The sequence below is a fragment of the Pseudomonas sp. TSO6 genome, assembly GCF_056098905.1.
Map to the genome: position 1 here is coordinate 1 of NZ_JBLZWV010000097.1, position 357 is coordinate 357.

Here is a 357-nt window from a genome sequence, read left to right on the forward strand (position 1 = left end):
TCGAGCAACTGGAACTGGGCAAGGACAGCGTCAGCACCACGGTCACTGACGAGCCTGCAGGTGAGGGCGACCTGGTCAAAGTCACCATCGTGGCCGATCAGGTGTCGGTCAACGAAGCGACCGAGCCGACCTTCACCCTCAGCCTGAACAAGGCCTTGGACAAGGACTTCACCGTCACCCTGAGCACCGGTGCTACCGTGGTCTTCGCCGCTGGCGAGACTACCAAGACCTACGCCGCGCCGGCTCAAGGCGATGACGTGTTCAAAGACGAAGGCAAGATCACCGTCAGCATCAGCCAGGCGGAAGTGGTCGGCGAGCAGCTGGAAAACCTGCAGATCGGTAAAGCTGCTTCGGTCG

The 357-nt window shown here is 61.1% G+C and carries 1 protein-coding gene; it reads left to right on the top strand.

What is annotated here, in order from left to right; genetic code table 11:
- Positions 1–357: immunoglobulin-like domain-containing protein (locus ACN6NG_RS29945; protein ID WP_474317540.1), on the top strand; the 357-nt coding region annotated here is incomplete at both ends.